The organism is Gordonibacter sp. 28C, from assembly GCF_003339845.1.
Lineage (GTDB): Bacteria > Actinomycetota > Coriobacteriia > Coriobacteriales > Eggerthellaceae > Gordonibacter.
In genome coordinates this window covers 23696-40163 of the sequence record NZ_PPTR01000005.1, presented here as the reverse complement: position 1 = coordinate 40163, position 16468 = coordinate 23696, and the positions used below count along the sequence as shown (strand labels likewise).

13 protein-coding genes are annotated in these 16468 nt (G+C 68.2%); 1 reads left to right on the top strand and 12 read right to left on the bottom strand.

Annotated features, from left to right (window positions below):
• From C1878_RS07755 to C1878_RS07745, 3 genes are all read right to left on the bottom strand, one after another.
• Window positions 1-1140 carry an ABC transporter substrate-binding protein gene (locus C1878_RS07755; protein ID WP_114601049.1) on the bottom strand — a complete coding sequence of 380 codons (1140 nt, stop codon included), beginning with the start codon at window positions 1138-1140 and terminating at the stop codon, window positions 1-3.
• Window positions 1141-1212: 72 nt separating this feature from the next.
• Window positions 1213-1974: a class I SAM-dependent methyltransferase gene (locus tag C1878_RS07750; RefSeq protein ID WP_114601048.1), complete on the bottom strand. Its 762-nt coding sequence runs from the start codon at window positions 1972-1974 to the stop codon at window positions 1213-1215.
• Between the two features lie 168 nt (window positions 1975-2142).
• Window positions 2143-4260 carry a sodium-translocating pyrophosphatase gene (locus C1878_RS07745; RefSeq protein ID WP_199519318.1) on the bottom strand — a complete coding sequence of 706 codons (2118 nt, stop codon included), beginning with the start codon at window positions 4258-4260 and terminating at the stop codon, window positions 2143-2145.
• A 305-nt stretch (window positions 4261-4565) separates the two neighbouring features.
• Here C1878_RS07745 and C1878_RS07740 point away from each other — a divergent pair, with 305 nt between their 5' ends.
• Window positions 4566-6659 (top strand): LTA synthase family protein, encoded by a 2094-nt coding sequence (locus C1878_RS07740; RefSeq protein WP_114601046.1) that lies wholly within the window; start codon window positions 4566-4568, stop codon window positions 6657-6659.
• Between the two features lie 70 nt (window positions 6660-6729).
• Here C1878_RS07740 and ribF read toward each other — a convergent pair whose 3' ends face one another.
• The 9 genes from ribF to C1878_RS07695 form a co-directional block, all read right to left on the bottom strand.
• Window positions 6730-7653: a riboflavin biosynthesis protein RibF gene (gene ribF, locus C1878_RS07735; RefSeq protein WP_114601045.1), complete on the bottom strand. Its 924-nt coding sequence runs from the start codon at window positions 7651-7653 to the stop codon at window positions 6730-6732.
• Entirely contained in the window at window positions 7637-8650 is a 1014-nt protein-coding gene (gene truB, locus C1878_RS16875; RefSeq protein WP_241963654.1) for a tRNA pseudouridine(55) synthase TruB, read from the bottom strand. Before truB ends, ribF begins: the two co-directional genes overlap by 17 nt.
• The gene (locus C1878_RS16870) at window positions 8647-9654 is read right to left on the bottom strand and encodes a bifunctional oligoribonuclease/PAP phosphatase NrnA (protein WP_114601044.1); all 1008 of its coding nucleotides are present in this window, start codon (window positions 9652-9654) and stop codon (window positions 8647-8649) included. The genes truB and C1878_RS16870 overlap by 4 nt, the downstream gene beginning before the upstream one ends.
• Entirely contained in the window at window positions 9651-10097 is a 447-nt protein-coding gene (rbfA, locus tag C1878_RS07720; protein WP_114601043.1) for a 30S ribosome-binding factor RbfA, read from the bottom strand. Before rbfA ends, C1878_RS16870 begins: the two co-directional genes overlap by 4 nt.
• Before the next feature lie 345 nt (window positions 10098-10442).
• The gene (gene infB / locus C1878_RS07715; RefSeq protein ID WP_114601042.1) at window positions 10443-13220 is read right to left on the bottom strand and encodes a translation initiation factor IF-2; all 2778 of its coding nucleotides are present in this window, start codon (window positions 13218-13220) and stop codon (window positions 10443-10445) included.
• Window positions 13221-13237: 17 nt separating this feature from the next.
• A complete protein-coding gene (rnpM, locus tag C1878_RS07710) occupies window positions 13238-13516 on the bottom strand; it encodes an RNase P modulator RnpM (protein WP_114601041.1) in 279 nt (92 codons plus the stop codon).
• 28 nt (window positions 13517-13544) lie between these two features.
• Entirely contained in the window at window positions 13545-14762 is a 1218-nt protein-coding gene (gene nusA, locus C1878_RS07705; RefSeq protein WP_114601040.1) for a transcription termination factor NusA, read from the bottom strand.
• Between the two features lie 15 nt (window positions 14763-14777).
• Window positions 14778-15248 carry a ribosome maturation factor RimP gene (gene rimP, locus C1878_RS07700; RefSeq protein ID WP_114601039.1) on the bottom strand — a complete coding sequence of 157 codons (471 nt, stop codon included), beginning with the start codon at window positions 15246-15248 and terminating at the stop codon, window positions 14778-14780.
• Between the two features lie 415 nt (window positions 15249-15663).
• Window positions 15664-16452: a hypothetical protein gene (locus tag C1878_RS07695; RefSeq protein ID WP_114601038.1), complete on the bottom strand. Its 789-nt coding sequence runs from the start codon at window positions 16450-16452 to the stop codon at window positions 15664-15666.
• Between the last annotated feature and the right edge of the window lie 16 nt (window positions 16453-16468).

Below are 16468 nucleotides of genomic sequence, written 5' to 3'. Positions count from 1 at the left end.
CTATACGGTGCCCGTGAACGCGACGCCGTAGAAGTCGCGGTAGAAGCGCTCCGCGTAATCGCGTACCGTGTCCGCGTCCACTTTCTCAGGGTAGAACTGGTTCGCCAACCACAGCTCGCCGAGCGCTATGGAGTCGGTGTCGGGGTTGCCCCACGGCTTCGTCCAGTACGGCGCCAGAAGCACCTTGCCGTTCTTCACGGCGGAGAGCTCCTGGTACTTCGCATCGGTGGTGATGGCGTCGTACACGTCCTTATAGCGGTCCTGCACGATGATGACCTCGGGATCCCACGCAGCCAGCATCTCGAAGGTGTAGGGCTTGTAGCCCTGGATGTCGGCGGCGGCCACGTTCACCGCGCCGGCGCGCAGGAGCTGGCAGCCCACGTACTTGTCGTTGCCGTAGGTCTGGTCCTTCGTGTTGGCCACGAACACGCGGACGCGGTCGGCGTCGTCCATCCGGCCGATGGCCTCGTCCACGATGGCGCGGCTGTCCAGGCACATCTTCCAGATGTCGGCGGCCTTCTGGTCGGCACCCACCAGCTTGCCAAGGGTCTCGATGGCCCATCGGCACCCCTCCGTGTAGGCGGCGTCGGCGTCGGAGAGGCGCGGGTTCTGGGCCTCCTCCTGCTTGCCCTCGCCGCGCAGCGACACCATCACCACGGGGATGCCCAGGTCGGACACTTGCTTCATCGCGTCGGCATTGGCCTGCGAAGCGGCTATCACCACGTCGGGTTTGAGCGCCGCGAGGGCCTCCACGTTCCAATCGGTCAGATCGCCCGGCGTGGGCACGTCGTCGATGCCGGGGAACACGTCGCGCATGTAGGCGCCCAGGTCGCCTTCCCAGTTCTTCTCGGTGCCCACCACCTTGTCCTGCGCGCCCAGCTGCGCCAGCATGTCGAGCGAGTGGTGTTGCATGACCACCATGCGCTGCACGGGCACGCTCACGGTGACCGTGTTGCCGCCCTGGTCCTCGAACGTCCACTCCTCTTGTTTCGGGGCCTGGCCCCCTTGGTCGGCCGACCCCTCGGCGGCAGGCGCCTCGACCTTCGGCTCGGACGCGCAGCCCGCGATGCCGAAGGCAGCCACGCTGCCGACGCCCACGAGCGCGCCCTTCAGAAACGTGCGACGTGTGAACAACTCCATAGATCCCCTTCTTCCTGCCAGACTCCCTTTATGCGTTCAGCCGGCCCTTCGCCGGTCGAGCGTTCCGAAACGCTACTTGCACGCGCAGACGACGAACAGCGCGGCACGCTCCTGCGCGCTCGCTTGGGCGGAGAAGCGGTCGGCGGCCTCGATGCCCAGCATGCGCTCGGCATCTTGGAAGCAGCGCACCTCCGATGCGCCCAGATCCAGCAGCACGGCCAGATCCCAAGCCGGACGCTGCGCGCGGGTGACGGGCAGGTCGGCCACGATGGCGTTGCGCTCGAGCAGCTGCGCCGTGCTCTGCGTGGGATGAACGGGCTCGTTGCCGGCCGCCGCGGCCGCGTTGAAGGCGTGCCCGTAGTTCGCGTCGACGTTGACGAGCGTGCCGCCCGGACGAAGCGCGCGCAGCACTCCCGCGTAGGCGGCCGCCGCGTCGGGCAGCACCCAGAAAACGTTGCGCGAGACGGCGAAGTCGAACGAGCCTTCCTCGAACGCGAGGTTTTGGACGTCCCCTTGCTGGAACGCGATGCGAGCGGCACCCGCGCGATCGGCGTTGCGCGCGGCCTCGGCCAGCATGTCGGCGGAGAAGTCGACGGCCGTGACCTCGCAGCCGAGCTCTGCCAGGATGAGCGACATGAAACCCGAGCCGCAGCCTGCGTCGAGCGCTTGCACGGGCCGTCCTTCGACGCGCGACATGAGGTCGCGCAGGACCGAGCGGAGCGCGTCGCGCAGCGCCTCGTGGCGCGTCGCGTCGTGCAGCTCCGAGTACTCCGGGGCGCGTTGCGACCAATAGGCGCGCGACCGTTCCAAAAGCTCTTTCGCGGCATCGTCCATAGCATCCCTTTCGACTAAACCAAGATTATATATATTTAGAAATATTCTTGTTTAGTATAGATTAGATGCGGACGAAGTCAACTGGGTAGCTTCGGGAGCTCAGTCCTAACGCAAGCAGGCCCCGGTTTCCCGGGGCCTGCAAGAGCGCTTTTTGTCAACCGGTTCGGCTTAGAACAGAGCCTGCACCGCGATGAACATCGGGGCGAACGTCAGCGACACGATGGTCATGAGGTTGATGAGGATGTTCATGGACGGACCGGACGTGTCCTTGAACGGATCGCCCACGGTGTCGCCCACGACGGCGGCCTTGTGGGCCTCGGAACCCTTGCCGCCGTGATGGCCCTGCTCGATGTATTTCTTCGCGTTGTCCCATGCGCCGCCGGCGTTGGACATGAAGATGGCCATGAGCATGCCCGTGGCCACGGCGCCGGCCAAGAAGCCGCCCAGCATGGCCGGGTTGAAGCAGCCGATGGCGACCGGCACCACGATGGCGAGGCAACCCGGCAGCATCATCTCGCGCAGCGCGGACGAGGTGGAGATGGCCACGCACTTGTCGTACTCGGGCTCGGCCTCGTAGGTCATGATGCCCTTGATCTCGCGGAACTGGCGCCGCACCTCCTCGACCATGGCGTGGGCCGCACGCGACACCGCGCCCATGGTGAGGGCGGCGAACATGAACGGCATCATGGCGCCGATGAAGATGCCGGCCACGATGAGCGGATCGGTGAGCGTGAGCTCGAACGAGGGAAGAGCGTGGTGCATCGTGGCCTGGTAGGACACGAACAGCGAGATGGCCGACAGGCCCGCGGACGCGATGGCGAAGCCCTTCGCGATGGCGGCCGTGGTGTTGCCCACGGCGTCGAGGGCGTCGGTGCGGTCGCGCACCTCTTCGGGCAGGCCCGCCATCTCGGCGATGCCGCCCGCGTTGTCGGCCACGGGGCCGTAGGCGTCGACGCCGATGGTGATGGCCGTGTTGGACAGCATGCCGGTGGCGGCCAGGCCCACGCCGAACAGGCCGACGGCGATGCCGCCCTCGGCCGACGCGAGCGGGAACGCCATGTTGCCGAACGTGTACGCGCCGATGATGGCAAGCGCCACGAGCACGATGGGGGCGATGGTGGACAGCATGCCCGTGCCCAGGCCCTCGATGATGACGGTTGCCGCGCCGGTGTCGGCGGCGTCGGCTATCTTGTGCACGGGGCTGTACTTGTCGGAGCAGAAGTACTCGGTGATCTTGCCGATGGCAAGGCCCGCCACCAGGCCGCACAGCACGGAGCCGAACAGCCACAGCGGCTGCGCCTCGACGGACTGCGTGCTCCACACGTAGAACAGGCAGAAGATCACGACGATCTCGATGGCGGCGGCCACGTACGTGCCGCGGTTGAGGGCCTTGTGCAGCGCCGCGCCTTCCTTGGCGCGCACGGCGAACAGGCCGATGATGGACGTGATGATGCCGCAGCCCGCGATGATGACCGGGGTGACGAGCGCCCACACCAAGTCGCCCGTGGCGAAGTAGCCGCCCAGCGCGCCGAACGTGGCCGCGAGGATGGTGGGGGCCAGGATGGCGCCCGTGTAGGACTCGAACAGGTCGGCGCCCATGCCCGCGACGTCGCCCACGTTGTCGCCCACGTTGTCGGCGATGGTGGCCGGGTTGCGCGGATCGTCCTCGGGAATGCCCGCTTCGACCTTGCCCACGAGGTCGGCGCCCACGTCGGCCGCCTTCGTGTAGATGCCGCCGCCCACACGGGCGAACAGCGCCACGGCGGACGCGCCGGTGGCGAAGCCCTCGACCATGCCGATGTTCGTGTGCATGAGATCGGCGAGCTCGCGGTTGATGTCCACGCCCACGGCCATGCCGAACACCATGGCGATGAGCCACAGCGACAGGCCCAGCAGCGCGAACGAGGCCACGCACAGGCCCATGGTGAGGCCCGACTTGAAGCTGATGTTCAGCGCCTTGGCCACCGACTCCTCGGCGGCGTGCGCGGTGCGCGTGTTGGCGCGCGTGGCCACGTGCATGCCCGCGTAGCCCGCAGCGGCAGACATGACGCCGCCGGTGACGAACGCGAGCGCCGTGATGGGAGACAGGAAGATCGCCATGACGATAGCCACGACGACCATGAAGATGACGAGCAGCTTGTACTCGCTCATGAGGAACGCCTTGGCGCCCTGCTGGATCTTCAGCGAAATGTTGTTCATCTTGTCGGGGCCCGGGTCCTGCTTGAGTACCCAGGAACCGAGGTAGCCGGCCATGCAGATGCCTATCAAGGCGCACACGGGGGCCATCCATGCGACTGCGGTAGTCACGTGTTTCCTCCTTGGTTCGTCCGTTACTGACGATGCGGCCTTCTCACCGGGCATTGTGGTGGGAAGATCGCAACTGCCTCATTTTAGGGGATTCGAAGATAATGTGAAGGGGAAATCGAGGTTTTTTGGAGGTGCGCCCGTATCGGCCCGTTCGACGGTCGCGCTTCATGTGTTGGCTTGCCGTTTGCCGGCCCATGGAGCCAAGATCGTCGGAAACTCGGTTATGATAGAACATTCTTTTGCATGGGATTTGTTTTGACTAGGTATGATCGAGGAGTGTTTTTATGATCTTGAGCCGGCCCCGCACCCCTGCGCCGTCCCGGCCTTGTTCCCCCGCAGGCCCCTCCCCTGCAGCCCCCACGCGCCCGAAGGCCGTCGAGATCGTCGGCGCGCTGCTCGGCGCCGCGGTTGCCCTGGGGCTCTGCCTGTACGCGGCCGCCGGATTCGCGGACGCCCCTTGGCAGGCGGTCGCGGCGACCGCCCTCGCGATAACGGGCTGCTCCTGCGCCCCGCTCGCGCGCGGACGCCTGGCCGAACGCGGCCTGCGCTTCGTCGCGGCCGTTCGGCCCTTCGCCGTCGCCCTTGCCGTGCCGGCAGGATTCTACCTGCTCGAGCGGCCCTGGAACGACGGGTTGTTCGCCATGGATCCTTATTATGCGGCTGCGAACCTGTGCGTGCTCGCGCTGCTTTTCGCCGTCGTGTACTTCGCGGGGCAGCGCTCGCGCGCATCCGTGGCGGCGTTTTTGGCTATCTGCCTCGCGGTCGGCGTCGCCAACCATTTCGTCATCGCGTTCAAGGGCCAGCCCATCGTGCCGGCGGACGTGTTCGCGCTCTCGACGGCGGCCTCGGTCGGATCGGGCTACACGTTCGCGCTCGACGCCCGGCTGCTCCAATCCTTCGCGGCGTTCGCCGCATGCTGCGCGGTGCTCGCCTTCCTGCCGAAGGTGCCGGCCACGCCGCGTCGTGCGGCGGCGAACGCCGCGTGCGCCCTGGCCGTTGCGGGGTGCTTCGGCTGGTGGATGGGGTCCTACGACATCGAGGAGGCTTACGCCTGCCCCGTGGACGTATGGGGCGTGAAGGAATCCTACGCCGAGCGCGGATCGACCCTGTGCTTTTTGAAGCGCGTCCAGGACCTGAGCCCCGCAGAGCCCGACGGCTACGCCGCCGCGACGGCGGACGAGCTGCTCGCCCAGTACGCCGACGCGGCGCTCGAGGACCGCGCGGACCGAACCCAGGCGCCCACCGTCGTGGCCGTCATGAACGAGACGTTCTCCGACCTCTCGCGCTATCCCGGCCTGGCCGACACCGACGCGAGGCCCGCGTACTACCACGACATCGCGGCGAACGCCCTGGAGGCGGGCAACGCCTACGTGTCGGCGTTGGGAGGCGGCACGTGCAACAGCGAGTTCGAGTTCCTCACCGGATCGAGCATGGGGCACCTGGGCGGCGGCGTGTACCCGTACGTCCTCTACGACCTGGACGGCTCCGAGAGCCTCGTATCCTACTTCTCGTCGCTCGGCTACGCCACGCACGCCATCCATCCTGCCGAAAGCGCGAACTGGCGGCGCGATCGCGTGTACGAGCAGCTGGGCTTCGACGACTTCGCCGACGGACAGGCCTTCGCCGACGCCGAAACGTTGCGCGGGCTGGTCACCGATCGGGCGACCTACGACCACGTGCTCGACCTGCTCGCGGCCGACGAGGACCCGCAGTTCGTGTTCGACGTGACCATCCAGAACCACGGGGGATACGACGTGGGCGGCATCGCCGAAGAGGACGCCGTGAGCGTGCCCCTGTCCGACGGCTCGGCCTCTTCCGAGCTCGACGAGTACGCGAGCTGCATCCAGCAGGCCGACCGCGACCTCGCCTACCTGGTGGAGCGGCTCGACGCGCTCGAGCGCCCCGTGGTGCTGTGCTTCTTCGGCGACCACCAACCCGGCTTCAGCGACTGGCTGTTCGAGGCCACCTACGGTGCCGAGGCCGACGAGCTGGGGTTGAGCGCCGTGCAGGAGCGCTATACGGTTCCCTATCTCATCTGGGCGAACGAGGCTGCGCGCGAAAGCGGCGTCCGAGCGCCGGCGTCCGAAGGCGACGCCATGGGGGCGCCTTCGAGCCTGAACTACCTGGGAGCCAAGGTCGTGGAGGCGGCGGGGCTTCCCACGACGAGCTACCAGCGCTTCCTGCTGGCCGCGAGCGAGAGCGTGCCGGCCGTCAACCTCAACGGCTACCTTGCCTCAGACGGCGTTTGGCGCTGGTTCGGCGAGGACGGCGGGGACGACGCCGCGGCCGACACGCTGCGCTCCTACGCCATCGTGCAGTACGACAACCTGTTCAACAAGGAAGCGCGATCGGCGCTCTGGGGCCTGGTCGGGGCATAGGGGCTGCGAACGGCGATGAGCCGCTTGGATGAGGAGGACTCTCCCGAGCGGCAAGGTCAGAGCCGTTGCCCTACAGGTTGTCCCGCACCCACTGGATGTTGCCCTTGACGGTGGCGACGAGCTCTTCCACGTCGTCGAACTTGCGCATGGGACGCAGCCAGTGCAGGAACTCCACCTTCACGGGATGACCGTAGAGGTCGCCGTCGAAATCCAGCAAATGCACTTCGCAGGTGGCCGTGGCGCGGTCGGCGAACGTCGCCGCCACGCCCACGTTCACGGCGGCCTTGTAGCGCGCGCCGTCCACGTCGGCCCAAGCGGCGTACACGCCGTCTCCCAGCGCGCGCAGCTGGTCGCCCACCGCGAGGTTCGCCGTGCGGAAACCCATGTCGGCCCCTTCGCCGCGGCCCGGCTCCACCGTGCCCGTGATGAAGTACGGGCGCTCGAGCAGGCGGTTCGCCTCTTCGATGTCGCCGTCGGCCAAAAGAAGGCGGATGCGCGTTGCCGTGATAGGGGCTCCATCGGCGCCCTTGAGGTCGTGCGGCACCACGCGCGTGCCGGCGGTTCCGCCCCACGCCTCCAACTCGCGCACGGTGCCCGCCGCGCGCGCGCCGAACTTGAAGTCGTACCCCACGTGCAGATACGCCGGGGCCGTGCCGTCGAACGTGGCCTCGAGGAACTCCTCGGGGGAGAGCGCCGCGAACGCGTGCGTGAACGGCAGCACGACCACGGCGTCCACGCCGGTGGACGCGAGCATGGCCAGGCGCTCCTCGTTCGTCATGAGCTTCTTCAGGCGATCGGGGTGGAACACCTCGTCGGGGTCGATGTCGAACGTGAGCGCGACGCTTTCGCCCCCGCTCCGCCGCGCCGTCTCCCGCGCCTGCGCCAGCAGGTACCGGTGCCCGGCGTGCACGCCGTCGAACACGCCGAACGCGCACGACGTGCCTTCGAAGAACGCGTGGTCGAAGCCTTCCCCCACCTCATAGATCTCTGCCACGAGACACCCCCGTCTGAAACACGCACCGCGCCCGGTAGGCGGCGCGGCCCTCGTCGTAAGCGTACAGCGCCACGAGCTTGTTCTCCGCTATCACGGCCACGACCTCGTCGGCGCGCGGTCCCTCGCAGCTCTCGCGAACGCCCGCCGTGCAGGCGCACAGCTCGGCTTCCATCGTGCTTCGCCGACGCTCGAACAGCGCGGTGGAGCCGGGAAGCGCGCCTCCGTTGCGCACGGTTTGCGCCAACCCCTCGTCGGCGAAGACGAAGCGCGTCCCCAGCAGGCGCACCGGGTCGAGCGCCGCGCGGTCCTTCGCTTCGGCCAGCGTCTCCAGCGTGACGCACTCCTCCAGGCGCAGCAGGCCCAGCTGCGTGCGCTCGAGCGCCGCCACGTGCGCGGGGCATCCCAGCGCCACGCCCGCGTCGCGGGCGAGCGCGCGGATGTAGGTGCCCTTCGACACGTGGAACTCCACGTCCCACGAGGGCAGCTCGCAACCGTCGCCCGCCTCGTGCACCGCCAGAAGGCGCGCCTCGTGAACCACGATGTCGCGCGGCGCCAGGTCGATGATGGTGCCCCGGCGCGCCTCGTCGCACGCCTTCTTGCCGTTCACCTTGATGGCCGAGTACGCGGGCGGCAGCTGCTTGCGCGCGCCCGCGAGGCCCTCTGCGAACGAAGCGGCGAAGGAAGGGTCCAGCACGCGCTCGGGCACGTCGCCCGTGCGCACAACCTCCCCTTCGGCGTCGTCGGTGGTGGTTGCCGCGCCGAGCGCGATGCGCACGCGGTAGCGTTTGTCATGTCCCACGAGGTAGGCGTCCAGGCGCGTGGCCGGCCCCACGCAGATGGGCAGCACGCCCGTGGCCATGGGGTCGAGCGTGCCCGTGTGCCCCACGCGCCGCTCGTCGAAGATGCGCCGGCAGCGGTTGACCACGTCGTGCGAGCTCATGCCCGCGGGCTTGTTGACCCCTACGACCAGGGAGAGCCCCGAAGTGCCTCGTTTCACGCCTCGCGCTCCCCCGTCTTCAGCGCGTCGTCCAAAAGCGCGCCCACGCGCTCCACCGCCGCGTCCACGGATCCCGACAAGGTGAAGCCGGCCGCGGCCTTGTGGCCGCCGCCGCCCATCGTGCGCGCGAGCGCCGCCACGTCCGTGCCGTCCTTCGCGCGGAAGCTGCCGCGCACCGAGTCGCCCTGGTCGCGCAGCATGCACGCCACGCGCACGCCTCGCAGGGAGCGCAGCGCGTCGATGATGGGCTCGGCGTCGGCCTTGACGGCCCCCGTGGCCTCGAAGTCGGCGCGCTCCACCCAGCTGAGCGCGTAGGCCCCGCCGGCGCCGAAGCGCATGCGCTCGACGGCCAGCGCTTCGAGCCTCACCGAAGGGAGCGAGCGGTTCTGGAAGATGTGCCGCGCGACGGCTGCGGGGTCGGCCCCCGCCTCCACCATGGCGGCGCCCGCCGCGAGCGCGGCGGCATCGGTGTTCTGGTATTGGAAGCGCCCCGTGTCGGTGACGAGGCCCGTGTAGCAGCACGTGGCGAGCTCGGGGCCGCGCTCGGCGCCCATGAGGCCGGCGAGCTCCCATACGAGCATCGTCGTGGCCGCGGTGTCCGGATCGACGTAGGCGAGGTCGCTCATGCGCTCGTCGAACGCGTGGTGGTCGATGGTGACCGAGAAGTCGCACGCGTCCAGAAGGCGCGCGGCAGCGGAGTTCATCCTATCGCGCATGGGCACGTCCACCGCCACGAACGTGGCGGCAGGGCCCGCGTAGGACGCGGCTGGCGCGAGCTCGTCGGCGCCCGGCAGGAACGCCAGACGCACGTCGATGGGCTCGTCTTTCGCCAGCAGGCACACGGCCCGCTTGCCGAGCGACCGCAGCGCGTGCATGAGCCCGAGTTGAGAGCCGATGCAATCCCCGTCGGGGCTCACGTGCCCGCAGATGACGAAGTCGTCGCGCTCGATCAGCGCGGCGGCCAGGTCGGGCAGGGTCGTGTTCGTTTGGGGCGTGACGCTCATGCGCCCTCCCCGTCCTCGGCGCGCTCCTGTTCGAGCGCCTCGCGCTCGGCGAAGGCGTCGGCGTCGGCCGGCACGTCGGCGTCCGTCGGCTCCGTCACGGCGCTGCGGCGCGCGTCGGCCGCGAGCGCGGTGGCGATGCGCTCGGCCTGGTCGACGCTCTGGTCCAGCAGGAAGCGCAGCTCGGGCGCCACGCGCCACGAGAGCTTCCGCGCCATGAGCGAGCGGATGCGCCCCGCCGCCTTCTGGAAGGCGGCCGCCACGTCGTCGTAGCGCTCGGGCTCGGTCGTGTAGAACACGTTGCACACGCTGCGGTCGTAGCTGACCTCGCAGCCCGTGACGGTCACGAGCTCCAAGCGCGGATCGGATATCTCGAACAGCAGGATGCTCGCGATGACCTCGCGCGCCTGCTCGTTGACCTTGCGGTTGGAAGAACCCTGCTTCATGATGCCGCCTCCTTAATCGTTGCCGGTAGGACGCCATTATCCGGCTTCGCCGGACCGGGCGATCGGAGAATCGCCCCTGCGGTTTCCCCTCATTTAAAGAGAGGGCTACTTTCGTAGATTACCGCACTCCAGAAATCAGAAAACGCGCCTGGACGAACGGTAGCCATACAGTTTCTATAGCAACAGGGGGCGGTGCAGTGTCCACCAAGCGAGTTCCGCACGAGCCGAAACGTCCGGCGGACGTTTCGCGCGAGCCAGGACTGCCGAGCGACTGGACATTGCGCCGCCCCCTGTTGCGGGCCGGGTTGGAGAGCTCGAACCCTCCAACCCGCGTTACGCTCCCAATTACTCGGTGCGCTCGACTTCCTTCACCACATAGCCCTCGATGGTGTCCCCCACCTTCAGGTCCTGGTAGCCGTGGATGCCGATGCCGCACTCGTAACCCTGCTTCACGGTCTTCACGTCGTCCTTGAAGCGGCGCAGCGACTCCATCACGCCCTCGAAGATCACGGTGCCGTCGCGCACGATGCGCACCTTGTCGTCGCGGTTGATCTCGCCCTCCGTGATGTAGCAGCCGGCGACGGTGCCCACCTTCGGCACCTTGAACGTCTCGCGCACCTCGGCGATGCCGGTGTCCTCTTCCACGATGTCGGGAGACAGCAGGCCCACGCGCGCGGCGTTGATCTCCTCGATGGCCTGGTAGATGACGCGGTACAGGCGGATGTCCACCTTCTCCTTCTCGGCCTGGGTCTTCGATTTGCCGGTGGGGCGCACGTTGAAGCCGATGATGATGGCGTCGGAGGCGCTTGCCAGCGTGACGTCGGTCTCGGTGATGCCGCCCACGGCCGAGTGCACGATGTTGATGCGCACCTCGGACTGGTCCATCTTCTCGAAGGCGTCGCGCAAAGCCTCGATGGAGCCCTGCACGTCGGCCTTCACAATGAGGTTGAGGTCGGTCTGCTTGCCCTCTTCGATGCGGCTGAACAGGTCGTCCAGGCTCACGTGCGACTTCGTCTCCTGCTCGGCCAAACGGGCGCGCAGCGCACGCTCCTCGGCGAGCTTGCGGGCGTCGCGCTCGTCCTCGAACACGCGGAACTCGTCGCCGGCCGTGGGCACGCTGTTCAGGCCCAGGATCTCGACCGGGTCGGCGGGCAGCGCGGCATCGACGTGCTTGCCGCGCGGGTCCACCAGGGCGCGCACGCGTCCGTAGGACGTGCCGGCCACCACGATGTCGCCGGGGTGCATGGTTCCGCGCTGCACGAGCACGGTGGCCACGGGGCCGCGGCCCTTGTCGAGGTTCGCCTCGATGACGAAGCCGGAGGCCTCGGCGTTGGGGTTGGCCTTGAGCTCGAGCACGTCGGCCTGCAGGATGATGGTCTCCAGCACGTCGTCGATGTGCAGGCGCTGCTTGGCCGACACCTCCACGAACATGTTCGAGCCGCCCCACTCCTCGGGGATGACGCCGTACTCGGTGAGCTCCTGGCGCACGCGGTCGGGGTTCGCGCCCGGCTTGTCTATCTTGTTCACCGCCACCACGATGGGCACGTTGGCCGCCTTCGCGTGGTTGATGGCCTCGACGGTCTGCGGCATGACGCCGTCGTCGGCGGCCACCACCAGCACGATGACGTCGGTGATGAGGGCGCCGCGGGCACGCATGGCCGTGAACGCCTCGTGGCCCGGCGTGTCGATGAACGTGATCTGCTTGCCGTCGATCTCCACGACCGACGCGCCGATGTGCTGGGTGATGCCGCCGGCCTCGCTGGCCACGACGCCCGTGTCGCGGATGGCGTCCAGAAGCGACGTCTTGCCGTGGTCGACGTGGCCCATGACGGTGACCACGGGCGGGCGGGACACGAGGTCCTCGTCCTTGTCGTGGTACACGACCGCGTACTCCTCCTCGGGCGACACGACGCGCACCTTGCGCCCCATGTCGTCGGCGATGAGCTCCACCAAATCGTCGCCCATGGATTGCGTGAGCGTGAGCACCTGGCCCAGCATGAACAGGCGCTTGATGATGTCGTTGGGCTGCACGCCCAGAAGCTCGGCGAACTTCGCTACGGTCGCGCCTTGGGGGATCTCCACGACGGAGTCGTCCAGCACGAGCGTGGGGTCGAGGCCCTTCTCGATGGCCTCGAGTTCGAGGCGCTCGCGGTTCTCGGCCTCGCGCTTCTCCTTGCGCTTCTTGCGGCGCCCCTCGCCCTCGTGGGACGTGGCGGCGGCTACGGCGGCGCGGGCCTCGGCCAGCACCTTGTCGCGCTGCAGCTTCTCGGCCTGCACGGCCATCTGGGCGTAGCGGTCTTCGCCGGAAGGCTGCTGCTGCGACTCGAGCTCGGGCACGATCTGCTCGAACGAGCCGCGCTTGCCCTTCTTCGGGCCGCGCTCCTGCTTGCCGCCCTTGCGGCCGGCGTCCTTGGCGCCGCCGGCCGGAGCCGCGGCCCCCTGCTTCTTCTGCGCCTCGATGCGCTGCTTCTCGGCCTCGATCTGCGACAGCAGCGAGTCGAAGCCGGAGGCTTTCTTCGCGCCGATCACCGGAGCGGGCTTAGGCGCGGAGGCCGAAGCCGAGCCCTTCTGCTTCTTGCCGCTGCGCTGGCGCAGCGCCTCCTCCACGGCCTGCTTCTTCGCGACCTCGGCCATGGCCTTGGCCTGGCGGGCGCGGGCGCGGGCTTCGGCGGCCTCGCGGGCCACGCGCTCCTTCTCGCTCTCGATCTGGCTCGCCAGGTTCTCGAACGGCGAGGGAGCGGGAGCTTTGGCCGGCTTGTCGGCCCCGTCGGCCTGCCCGGCCTCGGAAGCCTCGGCCTCGGCGGCCTCGCGGCGGGCGCGCTCGGCCTCGCGGGCGGCGCGCTCCTGCTCCACGGCTTCGCGGCGGGCGCGCTCCTCCTCGACCTTCTTGGCTTCGGCCTCGGCGCGCTCTTCGGCGAGCTTGCGGGCCTCTTCGTCCTCCAGCTGGCCCGCACGCTGCTTGATCTCGGGCTCCAGGTTCTTCCTGATCTTCGTCACGTAGGCGTCGGCGAGCATGCTCGCGTGGCTCTTCGCGGGTATCTTCATCTCGTGCAGCTTGTCGAGCAACTCCTTGCTCGTCATATCGAATTCCTTCGCCAACTCATGTACGCGCATGCTGGCCATATACCACTCCTCTTCCTTTACGCCTTGCGCAGCGCCGAAGACACCTCGGCTGCGATTCGTTCCAACTCATCGTGATCGAGCTTCGTCTTCAGCGCCCGCTCAAGCTTTCTGGTCTTGCATGCGGCGGCGAAGCACGCCTCGGAGCATACGTACGCCCCCCGCCCCGGCGCGCGGCCGGTATCGTCGAACGCCACGGAGCCGGACGGCGTGCGCACCACGCGATGCAGCTCGGCCTTGCCGGCCAGCTTTCCGCATGCGATGCAGCTGCGTTGCCGCTTGCTCGTCTCCGTCGCCATCCGTCGCCTCGCTCGCTTCCCTTTGCCGCTATTCCCCGTCGAGGTCGGCGTGCACGCCGCAGTACCGGCTGCCCGGGCGGGCATGGTTGCGGCAGCGGGCGCCGTCCTCGCTGACGTAGGCGCACAGACCCGCCTCGTCGTCGGCTTCCACGTCCTCGTCGATGAGCATGTTGTCGCCCGCGGCCATCGGCTCGCCGGCGAACGACGCGCTCTTGATGTCGATGTGCCAACCCGTGAGGCGCGCGGCCAAGCGGGCGTTCTGGCCCTCTTTGCCGATGGCCAGCGACAGCTGGTCGTCGGGGACGATGACGGTGGCGTAGTGGTTGTCCTCGTCGATGATGACGTTCGTCACCTTCGCGGGGGAAAGTGCGTTCGCCACGTAGGTGCCGGGGTCGTCGTGCCACTGGATGACGTCCACGCGCTCGTTGCGCAGCTCCTCCACCACCATGCGCACGCGGCTGCCCTTCGGCCCGACGCAGGCGCCCACCGGGTCGAGGTTCGCCTCGCGCGAGGATACCGCGATCTTCGAGCGCGCGCCCGGCTCGCGGGCGATGGACTTGATCTCCACCATGCCGTCGTAGATCTCCGGCACCTCGATCTCGAACAGCCGGCGGATGAGGTCCGGGTGCGTGCGCGACACGACGATGGCCGGGCGGGCCTGCTCGCCGCGCATCTTGGGCGCGTCGGAGTTCGGATCGCGCACCTCGATGATGAGCACCTTCAGGCGCTGGTTGTGGCGGTAGTGCTCGTTGGACGGGCGCTCGTTGCGCTCGTTCGGGTTGCGCTTCTGGTCGTAGTGCGGAAGCTCCGCCTCCACGCCGTCGCGGATTTTGATGATGGTGAAGTCAGGCGTGCCCTGCAGCACCGTGCCCGTGACCAGATCGCCCACGCGGCCCGAGAACTCCTCGTAGATGGACTGGCGGCCGGCCTCGCGCACGATGGAGGCGATGACGCCCTTCGCGTTCTGCGCGGCGATGCGGCTCACGTCGTCCGGCGTGACGTCGCGCTCCTCGAACTCGCTGTACTCGCCGGTCTCCTCGTCGGGCTCGCCCACGGGCACGAGCTCGTACACGTAGATGTGCCCCGTCTGGCGGTCGATGGTCACGCGGGCGTCCCACTCGAGGTCGAGGATGCGCTCGTAGCTCTTGGCCAGCGACTGCTCCAGGCGCTCGATGAGGTAGAACTCGTCTATCTTGCGCTCGTGGGCCAGCGCCTGCAAGGCCTCGATCAGTTCTGAAGTTGCCACGTCTGAAGTCCTTTCCTATGAGCTGAAATCGATCGCGCCTTTAAGGTGGGCGCGCTTGATGTCGGATACGGGGATGAGCACCGTCGCGCCGTCGACGTCGAGCTCCACCGCGTCGCCTTCCACGCGCACGATGGTGCCGGTGAAGGCGCTGCGGCCGCCCTGCGGCGACGCCGTCTTCACCACGGCCGTCTCGCCGGCGAACCGGGCGAAGTGCTCCGGCGTGCGCAGCGGGCGGTCGATGCCGGGCGACGAAACCTCCAGCGTGTACGCGCCGGGGAATGGGTCGAGCTCGTCCATGATCTCGTTGATCCACGCCTGGGCCGCCGAGAGCTCGTCGAAGCTCACGCCGTCGGGCGTGTCTATGTACACGCGGATCGTGGGGGCCTTCTTCGCGCCCACCACCTCCACGGTGACGATCTCCACGCCCTCCGCGTCGGCACGGGAAGCCAGCGCGTCGAGCAGCTGCTGTTCTTTCTTGCTGAGCACGTCCGTCTCCTCTCGCCCCGGCGCGCCTTCTCCCGCGCGCCGTCGTGCCGTTTCCCTGGGATCGAGCGCCCTCCCGCTTGGCGGTGAAGGGCGAACCGACCCCCTACAAACAAAGAAAGCGGGAACAGGCCCACTTTCTCATGCTTCGAAAGTATGGTGCGCACGTACCTCTCACCCACTTCGTGCGCGTTTGCTTTGATGTTTATACCACAATCTGCGGCTCTTGCCTAGTGCGGCCATCAGGCCAATCGCAATCTCCCCATATTTGGCGGGACGCGGGGCGACGGAAAGCGGCGCTGTGCCGTCCGCCCCGAAAAAGGAAGTCTGCGTAAGGGGCGGCCAGCAGGCCGCCCCTTACGGGAGGAAGGTCGCACCGGAGCCGTCCGCCGTTCGGAATCCGTCGCGGACAGGTTGGCTAGCGTCGGGATTTGCGGCGCGCCAGGACGACGAGCGCGCCGGCGGCGACGGCGGCCATGCCGCAGGCGACCAGCGTCGTCGCGAGGTTGTCGCCCGTGGTAACCAGCGGGGAGTCGGTGCCGGACGGAGCTCCCGGACTCCTGTTCGCCGAGCCGTCGTATCCCGAGTCGCCGCCCGAACCCGAGCCGTCGCCCGTGCCGCTTCCCGTGCCGGACCCGTCGCCTTTGTCGGCATCGTCGTCGCCGGCGGGCGGCGTGGGCGGATTCGGCGAGACGCCCGCCCCCACCTCGACCGACACCGGTTCGGAGAAGTACAGCTCGGGCGTGGACGCGTCGTGCGCGGCGTTCACCACGCTCAGCTGGCCGGCACCCACCTGAACCGTCGTGCCGTCCGGCGCCGTCACGTGAACGGCGCCCAGCTTCAACGGAGAGGTTGCGAACAAGTCCACGTTGCCTGCCAGGTACAGGTTGAGGCGGCCCTCTCCCCCTTCGTGGCGGTAGCGCGCCTCTTTGACCGCAACGCCCTTCAGGGAATCGTCGAAGGCGAACTCCGCTTTCACTTCGTCCAGGCTGTCGCCCTTCAAGGTGATCGCCAGCTGGAGCGCGTTCACCTGGTCGCGCGCCCCGTCGGGCAGGACGATGGCCACGGACACGTCGTCCGAACCGTCCACCTTCTGAAGGACGGCCTCGGGGTCGACGTCGGCCCAGGCGATGCCCGGCGCCAGCGCAAGGCAGAGGGCGAGCGCCGCGAACGCGCCCGCGGCAAGCTTCTTCATCGTGTCAGTCATATCTCCAACCGTTCCT

Bases quoted from the DNA above. Each gene is read 5' to 3' on its own strand.
- rbfA (WP_114601043.1), bottom strand. From the start codon at position 10,097: ATGAAGCAGGGTTCTTCCAACCGCAAGGTCAACGAGCAGGCGCGCGAG.
- infB (WP_114601042.1), bottom strand. From the start codon at position 13,220: ATGGCCAGCATGCGCGTACATGAGTTGGCGAAGGAATTCGATATGACG.
- C1878_RS07695 (WP_114601038.1), bottom strand. From the start codon at position 16,452: ATGACTGACACGATGAAGAAGCTTGCCGCGGGCGCGTTCGCGGCGCTC.
- C1878_RS07755 (WP_114601049.1), bottom strand. From the start codon at position 1,140: ATGGAGTTGTTCACACGTCGCACGTTTCTGAAGGGCGCGCTCGTGGGC.
- rnpM (WP_114601041.1), bottom strand. From the start codon at position 13,516: ATGGCGACGGAGACGAGCAAGCGGCAACGCAGCTGCATCGCATGCGGA.
- C1878_RS07740 (WP_114601046.1), top strand. From the start codon at position 4,566: ATGATCTTGAGCCGGCCCCGCACCCCTGCGCCGTCCCGGCCTTGTTCC.
- C1878_RS07750 (WP_114601048.1), bottom strand. From the start codon at position 1,974: ATGGACGATGCCGCGAAAGAGCTTTTGGAACGGTCGCGCGCCTATTGG.
- C1878_RS16870 (WP_114601044.1), bottom strand. From the start codon at position 9,654: ATGAGCGTCACGCCCCAAACGAACACGACCCTGCCCGACCTGGCCGCC.
- C1878_RS07745 (WP_199519318.1), bottom strand. From the start codon at position 4,260: ATGGCCCCCGTGTGCGCCTTGATAGGCATCTGCATGGCCGGCTACCTC.